Genomic DNA, 16,917 nt, shown 5'->3' on the forward strand with positions numbered 1-16,917 from the left:
CACGCATGAACGAGGAAAAGCTCCGGTATTTCCTGAAGCGGGTGACGGCAGATCTCCACGAGACCCGCCGTCGGCTCCAGGAGGTCGAGTCGGAGGAGCAAGAGCCGATCGCGATCATCGGAATGAGCTGCCGCTACCCGGGAGACGTCGAGTCCCCCGAGGACCTGTGGCGGCTGGTGTCCGATGAGACGGACGCCATCTCCGCCTTCCCGACGGACCGGGGCTGGGACACGGGGCAGCTGTTCGACGCTGACCCCGACGGTCGGGGCACGAGCTACGTGCAGGAAGGCGGCTTCCTGCACTCCGCCAACCGCTTCGAGCCGGAGTTCTTCGGGATCTCGCCGCGCGAGGCCGTGGCCATGGACCCGCAGCAGCGGCTGCTGCTGGAGACCTCGTGGGAGGCCTTCGAGCGGGCCGGCATCGACCCGACCTCCGTGCGCGGCAGCCGGACCGGCGTGTTCACCGGCGTCATGTACCACGACTACGCCTCGCGGCTGCGCGCCGTACCCCCGGAGGTCGAGGGCTACCTCGGCACCGGCGGCTCCAGCAGCATCGCCTCCGGGCGCGTCTCGTACACATTCGGCCTCGAAGGCCCCGCCCTCACCGTCGACACGGCTTGCTCCTCCTCGCTCGTCACCCTGCACCTGGCCATGCAGGCGCTCCGCAAGGGCGAGTGCTCGCTCGCCCTCGCGGGCGGCGTCACCGTCATGCCGACGCCCGGCACCTTCACCGAGTTCAGCAAGCAGCGCGGCCTGTCCTTCGACGGCCGCTGCAAGTCCTTCGCGGACGCCGCCGACGGCACCGGCTGGGGCGAGGGCGCGGGCATGCTGCTCGTGGAGCGACTGTCCGACGCCCGTCGCAACGGCCACCGCGTGCTGGCCGTCGTCCGCGGCTCGGCCGTCAACCAGGACGGCGCCTCCAACGGGCTGACCGCCCCGAACGGCCCGTCGCAGCAGCGCGTCATCCGCCAGGCCCTGGCCGACGCCCGGCTCACCGCCGCCGACGTGGACGTCGTCGAGGCGCACGGCACCGGTACGACCCTGGGCGACCCGATCGAGGCCCAGGCCCTGCTGGCGACGTACGGCCGCGAGCACACGGAGGACCGCCCGCTGTGGCTGGGCTCCGTCAAATCGAACATCGGTCACACCCAGGCCGCCGCCGGTGTCGCCGGCGTCATCAAGATGGTCATGGCGATCCGGCACGGCCGGATCCCGCGGACGCTGCACGTGGACGAGCCGTCGACCAAGGTCGACTGGTCCGCGGGCGCCGTGTCCCTGCTGCGCGACACCGTGGAATGGCCGGAGACCGGCCGCCCGCGGCGCGCCGCCGTCTCCTCGTTCGGCATCAGCGGCACCAACGCGCACACGATCATCGAGCAGGCCCCGGTCGAGGCACCGCCCACCGAACCCGTCGGAACGGACGCCGGTACCGACGGCGCCGAGGACACCGAGCCGCAGGCGCCGCGGCGCACCGTCGTGCCTCCGGCCCTGCCGTGGCCCCTCTCGGCCCGTACGGAAGAGGCCCTGCGGGCGCAGGCCGAGCGCCTGCTCACCCATCTGCGCGCCCACCCCGACCAGACGGCGGCGGACGTCAGCCGCTCCCTGGCCACCGGTCGCGCCGCACTGGAGCACCGCGCCGTCGTCGTGGCCACCGACCGGGAGAAGTCCCTCGCGGACCTCGACGCACTGGCGTCCGGCGACACCGTCACGGCACGGGTCGTACGGGGCGAGGCGGGTGCGCGGGGCAAGACGGCGTTCCTGTTCACGGGACAGGGGAGCCAGCGGCTCGGCGCGGGCCGCGAACTGTACGACGCCTACCCGGCGTTCGCGGACGCGCTGGACGCCGTGTGCGCGGAGCTGGACCAGCGGCTCGAACGGCCTCTGAAGGAAGTCCTGTTCGGGACGGACGCGGCTCTGCTGGACGAGACGCGGTTCACCCAGCCGGCGCTGTTCGCGGTCGAGGTGGCGCTGTTCCGCCTCGTCGAGTCGTGGGGTGTGAAGCCGGACTTCCTGTCCGGTCACTCGATCGGCGAGATCGCCGCCGCACACGTGGCGGGCGTCCTCTCGCTCGCCGACGCCTGTGAACTGGTCTGTGCCCGCGGCCGGTTGATGCAGGCGCTGCCGTCCGGTGGCGTGATGATCGCGGTCCAGGCCTCCGAGGAGGAGGTCCTGCCGCTGCTGACGGACCGGGTGAGCATCGCGGCGGTCAACGGCCCGCGCTCGGTGGTCGTCGCGGGTGACGAGGAGGCGGCGCTCGCCGTCGCGGAGTCCTTCGCCGACCGGAAGACGAAGCGCCTCACCGTCAGCCACGCCTTCCACTCGCCGCACATGGACGGGATGCTGGACGAGTTCCGCGCGGTCGTGGCGGGGCTGTCCTTCGAGGCCCCCCGTATTCCGCTCGTCTCCAACCTGACAGGCGCCCTGGTCACCGACGAGATGGGCTCCGCCGAGTTCTGGGTCCGCCACGTCCGCGAGGCCGTCCGCTTCCTCGACGGCGTCCGCGCCCTTGAGGCCGCCGGCGTGACCGCGTACGTCGAGCTCGGCCCCGACGGCGTCCTCTCCGCGATGGCGCACGGCTGCCTGACCGACACGACGGATTCCGTCGCCTTCCTCCCGGTCCTGCGCAAGGGCCGTTCCGAGGCCACGACCATCACCACGGCCCTCGCCGGACTCCACGTCCGGGGCATCGCCGTCGACTGGCACGGCTACCACGCCCACACCGGCGCCGAGCACGTCGACCTCCCCACGTACGCCTTCCAGCGCGAGCACTACTGGCTCGACGCCGGAACCCTCGGCGGGGACGTCACCACGGCGGGCCTGCGGTCCGCCGACCACCCCCTGCTCGGTGCCTCGGTGAGCCTGGCGGACGCCGACGGCCTGCTCCTCACCGGCCGGCTGTCGGCGGCCACCCACCCGTGGCTCGGTGACCACACGGTCGTGGGTTCGGTCCTGCTCCCCGGCACGGCGTTCGTCGAGCTGGCCCTGCGGGCCGGCGAGCAGGTCGGCTGCGACCTGGTCGACGAACTCACCCTCGCCGCACCGCTGGTGCTCCCCGAGGACGGCGGCGTAGAGCTCCAGATCACGGTCGCCGCGCCCGACGCGTCGGGCCGCCGGTCCGTCGCCTTCCATTCCCGCGACGACCGCGCGGACGGCGACGAGCCCTGGGTGCGGAACGCGACCGCGACCCTCACCGAGGGAGCCCCCGAACCCGCGGCGTTCGATCTGGCGGCTTGGCCGCCCGCCGGCGCGGAACCCGTCCCGGTGGACGGCCTGTACGAGGGCCTCGCGGACTCCGGCTTCGGGTACGGGCCGGTGTTCCAGGGCCTGCGCGCCGCCTGGCGCCAGGGCGAGGACGTGTTCGCCGAAGTCACCCTCGGCAGCGAAACCGCCCCGGAAGCAGCACAGTTCACGATCCACCCGGCCCTTCTCGACGCCGCCCTGCACGCCATCAACCTCGGCTCCCTCGTCGAGGACACCGGCCAGGGACAGCTGCCGTTCGCCTGGTCCGGAGTGGCGGTCCACTCCACCGGAGCGGACACCCTGCGCGTACGGCTCTCCCGGGCCGGGAAGAACGCGGTGCGGCTGGAGATAGCCGACGCCGACGGGGCCCCCGTCGCGTCCGTGGACAGCCTCGCGCTGCGCGCCTTCTCGCCCGACCAGCTCGGCCGGCCGGCCGGTGGCCACGGCGATTCGCTGTTCCGCGTGGAGTGGGCGGAGACGGCCAACGGTGGCGGGTCCTTCGACGACTGGCTGATGCTGGGCGAGAGCACGCAGGTGTTCGCGGACCTGGCGGGGCTGGGTGTGGCCGCCGTGGAGGGCGGTGAGCTTCCGGCGGCGCTGGTAGTGCCGTGCGTTGAGCCCGCCCCCACCGCAGATGTGGCCGACGCCGTCCACGAGGCCACCGGCCGGGTGCTGACGCTGCTCAAGGAGTGGCTGTCGGACGAGCGTTTCGCGGACGCCCGACTGGTGTTCCTGACGCGCGGCGCGGTGGCCGCGGTACCGGGCGAGGGCGTGTCCGATCTGGTGCACGCGGGTGTCTGGGGCCTGGTGCGCTCGGCGCAGTCGGAGAACCCGGGCCGTTTCGTCCTCGTCGACATCGACGCGGAGGGTGACCTCGCGGCCGGTCTGTCGGCGGCGCTGGCTTCGGGTGAGTCCGAGGTCGCGGTGCGGGGCGGCTCGGTCCTGGTGCCGAGGCTGGCGCGTACGGCGGTCGCTGCTGACGCGGGCGTCGAGTGGGATGCCGAGGGCACGGTCCTGGTGACCGGTGCGAGTGGTTCGCTGGGTGGGCTGTTCGCGCGTCATCTGGTGGCGGAGCACGGTGTGCGGCGTCTGCTGCTGGTGAGCCGTCGGGGTGAGGGCGCTGCCCTTTCCGCTGAGCTGGCGGGTCTGGGCGCCGAGGTGTCGTGGGCCGCGTGTGACGTGGCCGACCGTGATGCGCTGGCGGCCGTACTCAAGGCGGTTCCTGCGGAGCACCCGCTGACGGCGGTCGTGCACACGGCGGGCGTGCTGGATGACGGTGTGGTCGGTTCGCTGACCACCGAGCGCCTGTCGGCCGTGCTGCGTCCCAAGGTGGACGCGGCATGGAACCTGCACGAGCTGACCCAGGGCATGGACCTGTCGGCCTTCGTGCTGTTCTCCTCGGCCGCCGGTGTGTTCGGTGGCGCGGGTCAGGCCAACTACGCGGCGGGCAACACCTTCCTGGACGCCCTGGCCGCCCACCGCCGGGCCCAGGGTCTGGCGGGTGTCTCGCTGGCTTGGGGTCTGTGGGCCGAGGTCGGCGGCGGCATGGGCGGTGACCTGGCCGACGGTGACCGCGACCGCATGAACCGCAGTGGCGTGGGCGCCCTCTCGCCGGAGACCGGCCTCGCCCTCTTCGACGCGGCCCGCGGTACGGACGACCCGCTGCTCGTGCCGGTCAAGCTCGACCTGGCGGCGCTGCGCGCCCAAGCGGGCAGCGGGATGCTCCCGCCGCTGCTCTCGGGCCTGGTCCGCATGCCCACCCGCCGCGCCGCCGCCAAGGGCGGTACCTTCGCCCGGCATCTGTCCGCGCTGGCGAAGGAGCGGCAGCCGGGTGCCGTGGTGGACCTCGTACGTGGCCAGGTCGCCGCCGTCCTCGGCTTCGCCGGGCCTGAAGTGGTGGATCCGGCGCGGTCGTTCAACGAGGTCGGTTTCGACTCGCTGACCGCCGTCGAACTCCGCAACCGCCTCGGCGCCGCGACCGGTGTCCGCCTGCCCGCCACGCTCGTCTTCGACTACCCGACCCCGGCCGTCCTGGCGGAGTACCTGTACGCCGAGCTGCTCGGTGTACAGGAAGCGGACGTGGCCGCGGTCGCGGCCCCCGTACACGACGACGAGCCGATCGCCATCGTGGCGATGGCCTGCCGCTTCCCCGGTGACGTCCGCTCGCCCGAGGACCTGTGGCGACTCGTCCGCGACGGCCGGGACGCGATCTCGGCCATGCCCGCCGATCGGGGCTGGGACCTCGAAGGACTCTTCGACGCCGACCCGGACCGGCAGGGCACCAGCTACAGCACGGCCGGCGGGTTCCTGCACGACGCGCACCACTTCGACCCCAGCTTCTTCGGGATCTCCCCGCGCGAGGCCCTGGCCACGGACCCGCAGCAGCGGCTGCTGCTGGAGACCTCCTGGGAGGCCTTCGAACGGGCCCGCATCGACCCGGCATCGATGCGGGGCAGCCGCACCGGCGTGTTCGCGGGCGTGATGTACAACGACTACGGCACGCTCCTCCACCGGGCCCCGGAGGGCCTGGAAGGCTACATGGGGACGTCCAGCTCGGGCAGTGTCGCCTCGGGCCGCGTCTCGTACACGTTCGGCCTGGAGGGCCCGGCGGTCACCGTCGACACGGCCTGCTCCTCCTCCCTCGTCACCCTCCACCTCGCCGTCCAGGCGCTGCGCAACGGTGAATGCGACCTCGCGCTCGCCGGCGGCGTGACCGTGATGGCCACGCCCGGCACCTTCATCGCCTTCAGCCGCCAGCGCGGCCTCGCGACGGACGGCCGCTGCAAGCCGTTCGCCGCCGCCGCCGACGGCACCGCGTGGGGCGAGGGCGTCGGCATGCTGCTCGTCGAACGGCTCTCGGACGCGCGGCGCAACGGGCACCCGGTGCTGGCCGTGGTCCGCGGCTCGGCGATCAACCAGGACGGCGCCTCCAACGGCCTCACCGCTCCGAACGGCCCCTCGCAGCAGCGCGTCATCCGCCAGGCCCTGGCCAACGCCGGTCTGTCCGCCGCCGACGTCGACGTGGTCGAGGCCCACGGCACGGGCACGACCCTCGGCGACCCGATCGAAGCCCAGGCGCTGCTGGCCACGTACGGCCAGGACCGGCCGGAGGACCGGCCGCTGCTGCTCGGCTCCATCAAGTCCAACATGGGCCACACGCAGGCCGCGGCGGGTGTCGCGGGCATCATCAAGATGGTGCAGGCCATGCGTCACGGGACGGTGCCGAAGACGCTCCACGTGGACGAGCCGTCCCCGCACGTCGACTGGTCCGAGGGCGCCGTCGAGCTGCTGACGGAGTCGGTGGCCTGGCCGGAGACCGGACGTCCGCGCCGCGCGGCCATCTCGTCGTTCGGCATCAGTGGCACGAACGCGCACACGATCATCGAGCAGGCCCCGGACGAGGCCGCGGTGACCGTGGCCGAGACGGGTACGGAGCCGGTCCTGCCGTACGTGCTGTCCGCGAAGTCGGCGGACGCGCTGAGCGCCCAGGCGGCCCGCCTGCGGACCCACCTGCAGGACACGCCGGAGGCCGGAGCGGCCGACATGGCCTACTCGTTGGCCACCCGTCGCGCGGCTTTCGCCCACCGGGCGGTGGTCGTGGCCGGGACCCGGGAGGAGCTGCTCGGCGCACTGGCCGCGCTGGCGGACGGCGACGTGGCCGCCTCCGGGATCACGAGCGGCACCGTGGGCGCCGCCGGAGCCGGGAAGCTGGCCTTCCTGTTCAGTGGGCAGGGCAGTCAGCGGCTCGGGATGGGGCGTGAGCTGTACGAGGCCCATCCGGTGTTCGCCGCCGCGCTGGACGCGGTGTGCGAGCGCATCCGACTGCCCCTCGACAAGATCCTCTTCGGTACCGACGCGGAACTGCTGGACCGGACGGAGTTCACGCAGCCGGCGCTGTTCGCGCTTGAGGTGGCGCTGTTCCGGCTGCTGGAGTCGTGGGGCGTGAAGCCGGACTTCCTGTCCGGTCACTCGATCGGCGAGATCGCGGCCGCGCATGTGGCCGGGGTGCTGTCCCTGGACGACGCGTGCACGCTGGTGGCGGCCCGTGGCCGGCTGATGCAGGCGCTGCCGGGCGGCGGCGTGATGATCGCACTCGAAGCCTCCGAAGGCGAGGTCCTGCCGCTGCTGACCAGCGGGGTGAGCATCGCCGCGGTCAACGGTCCGCGCTCGGTCGTGGTGGCCGGAGACGAGCACGCCGCGGTCGCCGTCGCGAACGCCTTCCCGGACCGCAAGTCCAAGCGTCTCTCCGTGAGCCATGCGTTCCACTCGCCGCACATGGACGGCATGCTGGAGGACTTCCGCCAGGTGGTGGAGGGGCTGACCTTCGCCGCCCAGCGGATCCCGGTCGTCTCGAACCTGACCGGCGCACTCGTCTCGGACGAGATGGGTACGGCGGACTTCTGGGTCCGGCACGCCCGTGAGGCGGTCTGCTTCCTCGACGGCGTCCGCGCCCTGGAGGCGGCCGGGGTGACCACGTACCTCGAACTGGGCCCCGACGGAGTCCTCTGCGCCATGGCGCAGGCCTGCCTGACCGACGACACGCGTGCTGCGGTGTTCGCCCCCGCCCTGCGGAGGGAGCGTCCCGAGACGGCCGCCCTCACGGCCGCCGTCGCCGCGGCCCACGCCAACGGGGCCCCCGTCGACTGGGAGTCGTACTTCGCGGGCACCGGTGCCCGGAGCATCGACCTGCCGACCTACGCCTTCCAGCACGAGCGGTACTGGATCGACCTCCCGGTCGGGTCCTTCGCCGACGCGGCCGCCGCGGGCCTGCGGCCCGCCGAACACCCCCTGCTCGGTGCCTCGGTGATGCTGGCGGACGCCGACGGCCTGCTCCTCACCGGGCGGCTGTCCGTCGCCACCCACCCGTGGCTCGCGGACCACGTGGTCATGGGCGCGGTGACGCTGCCCGGTACGGCGTTCGTCGAGCTGGCGCTGCGCGCCGGTGAGCAGGTCGGCTGCGACCTGGTGGAAGAGCTGACCCTGGCCGCCCCCCTCGTCCTCTCCGAGGACGGCGGCGTCGAGCTCCAGATCGCCGTCGGGGCGCCCGACGAGTCGGGCCGCCGGCCCCTCGCCTTCCACTCGCGCGACGGCCTGGCGGCGGACAACGCCCTCTGGCTCCGGAACGCCACCGCGACCCTCGCGGTGGGTGCGGAGGAGCCCCCGGTGTTCGACCTCGCGGTCTGGCCGCCGGCCGGCTCGGAGCCCGTCGACGTCGAGGAGCTGTACGAGGGCTTCGCGGAGTCGGGCTTCGGCTACGGGCCGGTGTTCCAGGGCCTGCGGGCCGCCTGGCGGAAGGGCGACGAGGTGTTCGCCGAGGTCGGCCTCGGCGACGAGCAGGGCCCGGATGCCGAACAGTTCACGATCCACCCGGCGCTCCTCGACTCCGTTCTGCACGCCATCGGGCTCGGCTCCCTCGTGGAGGACACCGGCCAGCCGCGGCTGCCGTTCTCCTGGTCCGGGGTCGCGGTCCACTCCACCGGAGCGGACACCCTGCGCGTACGGCTCTCCCGGGCCGGCCGCGAAGCGGTGCGTCTGGAGATCGCCGACGCCGAAGGCGTCCCCGTCGCCTCGGTGGACAGCCTCGCCCTGCGAGCCTTTTCGCCCGAGCAGCTCGGCCGGCAGGTCGGCGGCCACGGCGACGCGCTGTTCCGCGTCGAGTGGCGCGAACTGATGCCGTCGGACGCTCTGTTCGGTGACTGGGTCATGCGGGACGAGGCCGACGCGCAGGTCCTCGACGATCTCGACGCGATCCCGGGTGCGCTGGTGCTGTCGTGCGGGGAGCCCGCCGCCACCGACGTGGCCGACGCGGTGCACGCCGAGGCGGGCCGGGTGCTGGCGCTGCTCCAGCGGTGGCTGTCCGACGACCGCTTCGCCGACGCGCGTCTGGCGTTCCTGACCCGCGGCGCCGTGACCGTCGCCCCGGGTGACGGTCCGGCCGACCTGGTGCACGCCTCCGTGTGGGGCCTGGTGCGTTCGGCGCAGTCGGAGAACCCGGGCCGGATCGTCCTGGTGGACGTCGACGCCGACGGCGACGTGGAGCACGCGCTCTCGTCGGCCTTGGCCTCGGGCGAGTCCGAGGTGGCGGTGCGCGGGGGCGTGCTGCTGGTGCCGCGACTGGCGCGTGCGTCGGTCGCCGGCTCCGATCCGGAGTGGGCGGCCGGGGGCACGGGCACGGTACTGCTGACGGGTGCGAGCGGTTCGCTGGGCGGGCTCTTCGCCCGTCACCTGGTGACCGAGCACGGTGTACGGCGCCTGCTGCTGGTCAGCCGGCGTGGCGACGCCGCCGAGGGTGCCGCCGGCTTGTCGGCGGAGCTCGCCGGGCTGGGCGCCGAGGTGTCGTGGGCCGCTTGTGATGTGGCCGACCGTGACGCCCTGGCCGCCGTCCTGGCCGAAATCCCCGCCGAACACCCGCTGACGGCGGTCGTGCACACGGCCGGTGTCCTGGATGACGGTGTCGTCGGTTCTCTGACGGCCGAGCGGCTGTCTGCCGTCCTGCGTCCGAAGGTGGACGCCGCGTGGAACCTGCACGAGCTGACGGCCGGCCTCGATCTGGCCGCGTTCGTCCTGTTCTCCTCCGCCGCCGGTGTCTTCGGTGGTGCCGGTCAGGCCAACTACGCCGCCGCCAATACGTTCCTGGACGCCCTCGCGGCCCACCGCCGGGCCCAGGGCCTGGCAGCGACGTCCCTCGCCTGGGGCCTGTGGGACGAGGAGGGCGGCATGGGGGACACCCTGAAAACCGGCGACGTCTCGCGCATGGCCCGCGGCGGTGTGATCGCCCTGACCGCCGCCGAAGGCGTGGCCCTGTTCGACAGCGCGTGCGCCTCCGGGCAGGCCCTGCTGGTGCCGGTCAGGCTGGACCTGGCCGCGCTGCGCGCCGCCACACGCGGCGGAATGCTCCCGCCCCTGCTCTCCGGCCTCGTCCGCATGCCCTCGCGTCGTGCGGCCCGGGGCGGCACGGCCGTCGGCGGTGCCTTCGCGCGCCGGCTCGCCGCGCTGCCGCAGGACCAGAGGCCGGGAGCGGCCATGGAGTTGGTCCGGGGCCAGGTGGCCGCGGTACTCGGCTTCGTGGGCCCCGAAGCGGTGGACCCGGCGCGGTCGTTCGGCGAGGTCGGCTTCGACTCGCTGACCGCGGTGGAGCTGCGCAACCGCCTCGCGGCGGCGACGGGTGTGCGCCTGCCGGCCACCCTCGTCTTCGACTACCCGAATCCGGCGGTCCTGGCGGAGTACCTGCACGCCGAACTGCTCGGCGGCCATGGAGCGGACGTGGCCGCGGTCGCGGCCCCCGTATACGACGACGAGCCGATCGCCATCGTGGCGATGGCCTGCCGCTACCCCGGTGACGTCCGCTCGCCGGAGGACCTGTGGCGGCTCGTCGCGGACGGCCGCGACGCCATCTCCGCCATGCCGGACGACCGCGGCTGGGACCTCGCCGGAATCCTCGACCCCGGCCGCCCGGGCGCCGACTACAGCCCGACCGGCGGGTTCCTGCACGACGCGCACCACTTCGACCCGGCCTTCTTCGGGATCTCCCCGCGCGAGGCCCTGGCCACGGACCCGCAGCAGCGGCTGCTGCTGGAGACCTCCTGGGAGGCGTTCGAGCGGGCCGGCATCGATCCGGCATCGATGCGGGGCAGCCGCACGGGCGTGTTCGCGGGCGTGATGTACAACGACTACGGCACCCTGCTCCACCGGGCCCCGGAGGGCCTGGAAGGCTACATGGGGACGTCCAGCTCGGGCAGTGTCGCCTCGGGCCGGGTCTCGTACACGTTCGGCCTGGAGGGCCCGGCGGTCACCGTCGACACGGCCTGTTCCTCCTCGCTCGTCACCCTCCACCTCGCCGTCCAGGCGCTGCGCAACGGTGAATGCGACATGGCGCTCGCCGGCGGCGTGACCGTGATGGCCACGCCCGGCACCTTCATCGCCTTCAGCATCCAGCGCGGTCTGGCGGACGACGGGCGCTGCAAGCCGTTCGCGGCCGCGGCCGACGGCACAGCGTGGGGCGAGGGCGTCGGCATGCTGCTGGTCGAACGGCTCTCGGACGCCCGCGCCAAGGGCCACCCGGTCCTCGCCGTAGTGCGGGGCTCGGCCGTCAACCAGGACGGCGCCTCCAACGGCCTCACGGCCCCGAACGGCCCCTCGCAGCAGCGCGTCATCCGCCAGGCCCTGGCCAACGCCGGTCTGTCCGCCGCAGAGGTGGACGCCGTCGAGGCCCACGGCACCGGTACCACGCTCGGCGACCCGATCGAGGCGCAGGCGCTGCTGGCCACGTACGGCCAGGACCGGCCGGGGGACCGGCCGCTGCTGCTCGGCTCCATCAAGTCGAACATGGGCCACACGCAGGCCGCCGCGGGTGTCGCGGGCATCATCAAGATGGTCCAGGCGATCCGGCACGGCGTTCTGCCCAAGACCCTGCACGTCGACGAGCCCACCCCGCACGTCGACTGGTCGGCGGGAGCGGTCTCGCTCCTGGAATCGGCGACCCCCTGGCCGGAGACCGGGCGCCCGCGCCGCGCGGCCGTGTCGTCGTTCGGCATCGGCGGAACGAACGCGCACACGATCATCGAGCAGGCCCCGGACGAGGCCGTGGTGGCCACGGCCGAGACCGGTACGGAGCCGGTGCTGCCGTACGTGCTGTCCGCGAAGTCGGCGGATGCCGTGCGCGGCCAGGCGGCCGGCCTGCGCAGGCACCTGGAGGGCGCGGCCGGGCTCAGGTCCGCCGATGTGGCGCTCTCCCTGGCCACGACCCGGGCCGTCTTCGACCACCGCGCGGTGGTCGTGGCCGGTGACCGGCAGGAGCTGCTGCGCGGTCTGACCGCCCTGGAGGACGGGGCCGCGGCCGCCGGAGTGGCACGCGGCACCATGAGCACCGGGAAGACGGCGTTCGTCTTCCCCGGTCAGGGATCGCAGTGGGTCGGCATGGCGACGGGCCTGCTGGAGTCGTCCGCGGCGTTCGCCTCGCGGATGGACGCGTGCGCGAAGGCGCTGGAGCCGTTCACCGGCTGGTCGTTGATCGACGTCCTGCGCGGTGTCGAGGGTGCGCCCACCCTCGACCGGGTGGATGTCGTACAGCCCGCGCTGTTCGCGGTGATGGTCTCCCTTGCCGAGGTGTGGCGTTCGGCGGGTGTGCGTCCGGAGGCGGTGATCGGGCACTCGCAGGGCGAGATCGCGGCCGCGTGCGTGGCCGGGATCCTCTCCCTGGAGGACGCCGCCCGGGTGGTGGCCCTGCGGAGCCAGGCCATCGGCCGCGTGCTGGCCGGGCGGGGCGGCATGGTGTCCGTACCCCTCCCGGCCGCCGAGGTCCGTGAGCGCATCGCCCTCTGGGGCGAGGAGCGGATCTCGGTCGCCGCTGTCAACGGCCCCTCCTCGGTGGTCGTGTCCGGTGAGGTCCAGGCCCTGGACGAGCTGCTCGCTGCCTGTGAGGCCGACGGGATCCGTGCCAGGCGGATCGCCGTGGACTACGCCTCCCACTCCGCGCAGGTCGAACTGCTGCGCGACGAGCTGGCCGAACTCCTCGCGCCGATCGCCCCGCGCACCGCCGAGGTTCCGTTCCTGTCGACCGTCACCGGTGAGTGGGTCGAGGGCCCGGAGCTGGACGCCGGCTACTGGTTCCGTAACCTTCGCCAGACCGTCGAGCTTGAGCAGGCCACGCGCACCCTCCTCGACCAGGGCTTCGGGGTGTTCATCGAGTCCAGCCCGCACCCGGTGCTGACCGTGGGCATGCAGGAGACCGTCGAGGACGCAGGCCGTGAGGCCGCCGTACTCGGTTCCCTGCGCCGTAACGAGGGTGGTCTGGAGCGGTGCTGGCTCTCCCTCGGCGAGGCCTTCGTCCGCGGTGTCGCCGTGGACTGGGACGCCGTCTTCGCCGGTACCGGCGCCCAGCGCGTCGACCTGCCCACCTACGCCTTCCAGCGCGACCGCTACTGGATCGAGGTGCCGGTGTCCCCGGTCGGCGACGTGGCGTCCGCCGGACTCGGCTCGGCCGAGCACCCGCTGCTGGGTGCGGCCGTCGAACTCCCCGACTCGGAAGGGTTCCTGTTCACGGGGCGGCTGTCGCTCCAGAGCCACCCCTGGCTGGCCGACCACCGGGCCGCGGGCGCCGTCATGCTGCCCGGCACGGCCTTCGTGGAGCTCGCGCTGCACGCCGCCCAGCGGGCCGGCAGCGCCTTCGTCGAGGAGCTGACCCTGGAGGCGCCGCTGGTGCTCCCCGAGCAGGGTGCGCTCCAGCTGCGGCTCTCGGTGGCCGCGCCCGACGAAGCGGGACGGCGCGTCGTGCTCGTGCACTCGCGACCGGAGACCGGGAACGGTGAGGGCGTTCGGAGCCAGGACGTGCCGTGGACCCGGCACGCCGGCGGCGTGCTCGGTGCGGGCGACGCGGTGGCCTCGCCGCCCGTAGCCGCCCCGGAGGTCTGGCCTCCGGCAGGGGCCGAGCCGCTCGACGTGGCCGACCTGTACGACCAGTTCGCCGCCATGGGATACGCGTACGGTCCCGCCTTCCGCAACCTGCGGGCCGCTTGGCGCGACGGGGACGAACTGTTCGTCGAACTCGCCCTGGCCGAAGGACCCCAGGCCGATGCCGCGCACTTCGGTGTGCACCCGGCGCTGCTGGACGCGGGGCTGCACGGCCTCGCGCTGGGCTCCTTCCTGACCGGCGGGGACGAGGAGGGGGACGAGGGCGACCGGATCCGGCTGCCGTTCTCCTTCACCGGTGTCGGCCTGCACGCCGTCGGGGCGGGTGCCCTGCGGGTGCGGCTGGCCCCCGCGGGATCCGGGGGCGTCTGCCTGACGGCCTTCGACGAGCGGGGCGAACCGGTCGTCTCGGTGGATTCGCTGCTGCTGAGGGCGCTCGACCCGACCCGGCTGCACGCGGCCCGGCCCACGTTCCACGAGTCGCTCTTCCGGCTGGAGTGGCCCGCCACGGCCGGCAACCCGGCCTCCCCGAGCGGACGCTGGGCCGTCGTCGGGACCGACACGTTCGGTCTCGAAGCGGCGCTGCTCGAAGCGGGCATCACCGCCGACGTCTACACCGACCTGGACGTGCTCGCGGGCGTGGTCCTCGCCGGCAAGCCGGTCCCGGACACCGTGCTGGTCCCGTACGCCACGGACCCCGCGGCCGACACCGCCGGGGCGACCCGGGAGGCGACGCACGAGGCCCTGAAGCTCGTACAGACCTGGCTGGCCGAGGAGACCCTCGCCGGTGCCCGCCTGGTGGTGGTCACCCGGGGCGCGGTCGAGGCACGGCCGGGCGAGGGCGTGGCGGACTTGCCGGGCGCGTCGGTGTGGGGGCTGCTGCGGTCCGCGCAGTCGGAGAACCCCGGCCGGTTCCTGCTGCTCGACCTCGAAGCCGGGCCGGACGGCGCCGCCGATGGCGCGGCGGCGGGCTTCGCCCCGCTGCTCGCGGCCGCCGCGGCCGGCGGCGAGTCCCAGGTCGCCGTACGTGACGGCGTCCCGCACGCCGCCAGGCTGGCACGGATCCCCACCGCCCGCCCCGAGGCGGACGGCGCCGACCTCGGCGCACCGGCGGCCACGCTCGACCCGGACGGCACCGTCCTGATCACCGGCGGCACCGGAGTGCTCGGCAGCCTGCTGGCCAGGCACCTGGTGACCGAGCGGGGAGCACGGCGCCTGCTGCTCACCAGCCGGCGCGGCCCCGCCGCCGCCGGCGCCCCGGAGCTCGTCGCGGAACTCGCCGCGCTGGGCGCCGAGGCGGCCGTCGTCGCCTGTGACGCGGCCGACCGGGAGGCACTGGCCGCACTGCTCGCGGGCATCCCGGCCGAGCACCCGCTCACCGCGGTCGTCCACACCGCGGGCCACCTCGACGACGGACTCGTACCGTCCCTGACCCCGGAGCGGATCGACGCGGTCCTGCGGCCGAAGGTCGACGCGGCCCTCCACCTGCACGAGCTGACCCGGGACCTGGACCTCGCCGCGTTCGTGCTGTTCTCCTCGGCGGCCGGCACGCTCGGCAGCCCCGGGCAGGCCAACTACGCGGCGGCGAACGCCTTCCTCGACGCGCTGGCCCAGCGCCGGCGTGCGGCGGGCCTGCCCGCGGTGTCGCTGGCCTGGGGGCTGTGGGAGCAGCGCAGCGAGATGACCGGCGACCTCACGGACGCCGACGTCCAGCGGATGGCACGCGCCGGACTGGCGCCGCTGTCCTCCGAGGAGGGCCTCGCCCTCTTCGACACGGCGTGCGCCCTGAGCGCGCCCGCCACCGGAGCGGACGCCGGAGCGGACGCCGCCGGGGAGCCCGGTGGGCCCGACGGCACCGTCTTCGTCGCGATGCGGCTGGACACCGGGCCCCTGCGGGCCCAGGCGGACGCCGGGGGCCTGCCGCCCCTCTTCCGCGGACTGGTCCGCGGGGGGCTCCGCAGGGCCGCCGCCGCCGGGGTCGCCGACGCGGCGGTGTCCGCCGCCGCACGACGGCTCGCGGGCCTGTCGGGGCTGCCGGAGGAGGAGCAGGAGCGGGTGCTGCTGGAGGTGGTGCGCACCACGGCCGCCGCGGTGCTCGCCTATCCCTCGCCCGACGCGGTGGGGGAGTCCCAGCAGTTCCTGGAGCTCGGCCTGGACTCGCTGACCGCCGTCGAGCTGCGCAACCAGCTGAACGCGGCGACGGGCCTGCGGCTGCCCGCCACCCTGCTCTTCGACCACCCGACTCCGCTCCTCGTCGCGGCCCGGCTGCGCGCCGAGCTCGCCGGAGCCCCGGGCGGCCCGGCCGGGCCCGACGGGGCGGCGGAGCAGGGCGAGGAGGAGGACGCCGGAGTGTTCGGCTCCATGCTCCGGGAGGCGGGGACGCAGGGCGCGTCGGGGCAGTTCATGGAACTGCTCATGCAGGCGTCACGGTTCCGGCCCTCGTTCGCCTCGGCGGCCGAGCTGCGCAAGGCGCCGAGCCTGGTGCGGCTCTCGCGCGGCGGGACGCGGCCCGGACTGGTCTGCTTCTCCTCCATCCTGTCGATCTCCGGTCCGCACCAGTACGCCCGCTTCGCGTCCGCCTTCCGCGGCCGGAGGGACGTCCACGCGATGGCCGCGCCCGGCTTCCTGCGGGGCGAGCAACTGCCCTCGACGGCCGAAGCGGTGATCGAGGCGCAGGCCGAGGCGGTCCTGCGGCACGCGGACGGGGAGCCGTTCGTCCTGCTCGGACACTCCTCCGGCGGCATGCTCGCCCACGCGGTGGCCGGGCGGCTGGAGGGCGCCGGGGTCTTCCCGGAGGCGGTGGTCCTCGTCGACATCTACTCGCACGACGACGACGCCATCATGGGCATCCAGCCCGGGCTGTCGCAGGGAGTGGACGAGCGGCAGGGCAGCTACGTACCGGTCGACGACAGCCGGCTGCTGGCGATGGGCGCGTACTTCAGGCTGTTCGGCGGCTGGAAGCCGGAAGCCGTGAAGGCGCCCACGCTGCTGGTCCGGGCGCAGGAGCAGTTCTTCGACTGGACCCGCGCCACGGACGGCGACTGGCGTTCCTACTGGGACCTGGAGCACACGGCCGTGGACGTCGCGGGCAACCACTTCACGATGATGGAGCAGCACGCGGCGACGACCGCGGGCACCGTCGAGGAGTGGCTGGACGCCCGCCTCTGAGGGCGGCCGGCCCGGTGACACGAAGGCCGGTGACACGAAGGCCGGGCCCCACCCCCTCGGGGGTGGGGCCCGGCCCCGTTCGCTCTGTTCGCTCCGTCAGGCC

Annotated in this window: 1 protein-coding gene; it reads left to right on the forward strand. The window is 74.1% G+C overall.

Features of this window, described 5'->3' with window-relative positions; all coding sequences use genetic code 11:
* Positions 1 to 5: 5 nt before the first annotated feature.
* Positions 6 to 16,814, forward strand: a complete 16,809-nt coding sequence (locus IE248_RS22465; RefSeq protein WP_190031519.1) for a type I polyketide synthase — start codon at positions 6 to 8, stop codon at positions 16,812 to 16,814.
* The last annotated feature ends 103 nt before the right edge of the window (positions 16,815 to 16,917 follow it).

Origin of the sequence: Streptomyces goshikiensis (assembly GCF_014650555.1) — a bacterium.
In the GTDB taxonomy this organism is placed as follows: domain Bacteria; phylum Actinomycetota; class Actinomycetes; order Streptomycetales; family Streptomycetaceae; genus Streptomyces; species Streptomyces goshikiensis.